Annotated in this window: 2 protein-coding genes; both read left to right on the top strand. The window is 67.4% G+C overall.

The features are described from left to right. The first annotated feature begins 46 nt into the window (after positions 1-46). Positions 47-1168, top strand: a complete 1122-nt coding sequence (locus RTN46_RS16920) for a hypothetical protein (protein WP_312183206.1) — start codon at positions 47-49, stop codon at positions 1166-1168. Between the two features lie 114 nt (positions 1169-1282). Next, the coding region (locus RTN46_RS16915; RefSeq protein WP_312183203.1) for a histidine kinase at positions 1283-2356 on the top strand (1074 nt) is incomplete at its 3' end.

The following is a 2356-nucleotide window of genomic DNA, read 5'->3' as shown; positions in this document are numbered from 1 at the left end:
GACGCCCGGACGCCCACCACGCGGCTGCTGGGATAGGCTCGCCAGCATGAGTTCCGCGAGCACTGAAACCCACCTGGACCCTGCGGCGCGCAGCACGGAAGCCGAACACGCTTACAACCGGGGCTGGCTGATCGGCGTCACCACTGGCAGCCTGGGGCTCGGCTTGCTCGCAGCCGCCTGGATGTTCACCGTGGCCGGGGACCTTCCGGACCCGCTGGCCAGCCACTGGGGCAGCGACGGGGTCGACGGCTATCTGTCACTCGGGGGACATGCCGCAGTCGCTGTGTTTCTTGGCGGGGGGAGCGGGGCCTTGCTAGCCGCGATCGGGATCCTCGCACGTGGTCAATCCCAGCTCATCGGACGGCTCGGTGTCGGCTTCGGCCTTGGATTCGGGGTTCTGATGACGGGTCTCTCGGCCGCGGTGGTGGCGGGTCAGATCGGCCTCACCGACGCCTCCCAGGCTGAAGTCTCCGCGCCGGTCATCTGGACAGCGGCCGGGATGGCGGTGCTCACCGCGGCCGTCAGCGGCTGGCTGTACCGGCCCGGCGGCGTCGACCGCTCCCAAAGCGCCGAAACATCCGCCCTGGACGACGCCGCAGCGGACGCAGGCTCCGCCGTGTCCGCGGAGGCCCGTGAACTTGCCGGCAGCCAGCAGACGCTGTCGATCACCGTTTCCATGGGCGGGGCGAAATGGCCGATCTGTCTGGGAACGGGGGCTTGCGTGGCGTTGAGCCTCGTCTTCATCCACCCGGCCCTGGCCCTGCTGGGCATCCCCGCTGCCGCCCTGCTGTGGGTATTCCTCCAAGGCCGCGTGGTGGTCGATCCGGAGGGCGTCCGGGCACTGGCCGGCGGATTCTGGAAACTGATGCCGCTGACCTACCGGGAGATACACGGGGCATCCGTTCAGGATGTTAAAGCGATGGACTTCGGCGGCTGGGGCTACCGGGTCACCGCAGGCAGCATCGGCTTCATCGTCAGAAGCGGTCCGGCGCTGGTCCTGGAGACCGGTGTTGGACAGCGCTACGTGTTCTCGATGCCCGACGCCGAAACCGCGGCACGCGCCTGTGCCTTGGTTATCGCCTACCGCGACTGTGCTCCGGACTCCGGCCCGGCATCAGCCCCGCGCTCCGGTTCCGGAACAGCCCGGGATTCACGAAGGCAGCAGTAGGGATTCGGCGTCGCTTGGCTTCCGGGATGAATTCCGCTGCCCTCTGGGATGAGATTGGCGCCACCGGGCGGTTCCCGCGCGTTATGCCCGGAAGCCATGGCTAGTGTGACAGGCATGGAATCAGTCTTGAATCACGCTCGGCGTTGGGGCGCCCCGGCCGCCGCAGTGATTTTCTTCGTCGGGTGGTGCGTCGCGGAGGCAGGCGGGATGGGACCGGTGATCGGTGTGCTCCCCATGTACTGGCCCGGGGCCGCCCCGCTCCTGCTGATGACGGCGGCTATCGCCGTAGCGGTCCGTTGGCCAACGCTGTCGCTGGCCCTGACCGGCCTGCTCCTCCTCGGGCAGCTGGCCCACGTGGTTTCACCGATGCAATCGACGCACTGGGCCATTTATCTGGGGTCATTTTTCGCTCTGGGGTTCATCTCCTGGACCGGGACGAAACGGATGCGCATCATCGCGATGGCAGCCAACACTGTGTTCGCCGCCGTCATGACGTTTCAGATGCTCTCCTGGCGGTACGGCTTCGGAGTTGGCTGGTTCCCGTCGCTCTACGGCGGGGACCTGATGCAGTTGAGGGCCTTCGGATGGCAGCTCTTTTCCCTCCTGATGCTCATCGCTGCCGGGTGCTTCGCAGTTGGGCTCCTTCTCTCCCTGCTCCAGGAACGCGGCAGCCTGTTCCATGCCCGGGACCTGGCCCGGAGCACCCTGAAGAACACCGAAGTCGACCTCATCGTGGAACAGGAGCGGACCAGGATCTCCCGGGACCTGCACGACGTCCTCGCGCATTCCCTGGCGGTGATTGCCGCGCAGGCGGACGGCACGCGCTACGCCGGTGCGGACCTGCCCAAATCCGTCCTGCAGGCGCTGGAGAACATTGCCGGGTCGGCGCGCAGCGCCCTGGTGGACGCGCAGCGGGTGATCGAAGGCGTCGGCGATGACGGGATGAGCACACCGCAGCCGGCGTTGAAGGACATCGCCGGAATGGTCGACGGCATGCGGGGGAGCCTGGCCATCCGGGACAGTGCCTCCGGGGAACCGGTCGAGCTCTCAGCCGGGCAGCAGCTGGCGGTCTTCCGCATTGTGCAGGAGTGCCTGACCAATGCCCTGAAGCACGGAGGGCGCGGCGCGGAGGTCCGCCTGCACTTCGATTGGAGCGGGCCTGGACTTACCCTGCATGCTGCTTCGGAT

The sequence above is a fragment of the Arthrobacter sp. genome, from assembly GCF_031988865.1.
Lineage (GTDB): Bacteria > Actinomycetota > Actinomycetes > Actinomycetales > Micrococcaceae > Arthrobacter_B.
The sequence above is the reverse complement of the archived record's forward strand: the minus strand, read 5'-3'. Positions and strand labels throughout refer to the sequence as shown.

What these genes read in the sequence shown, in the direction of transcription:
- RTN46_RS16920 (WP_312183206.1), top strand. Translation starts at nt 47, where the DNA reads ATGAGTTCCGCGAGCACTGAAACCCACCTGGACCCTGCGGCGCGCAGC.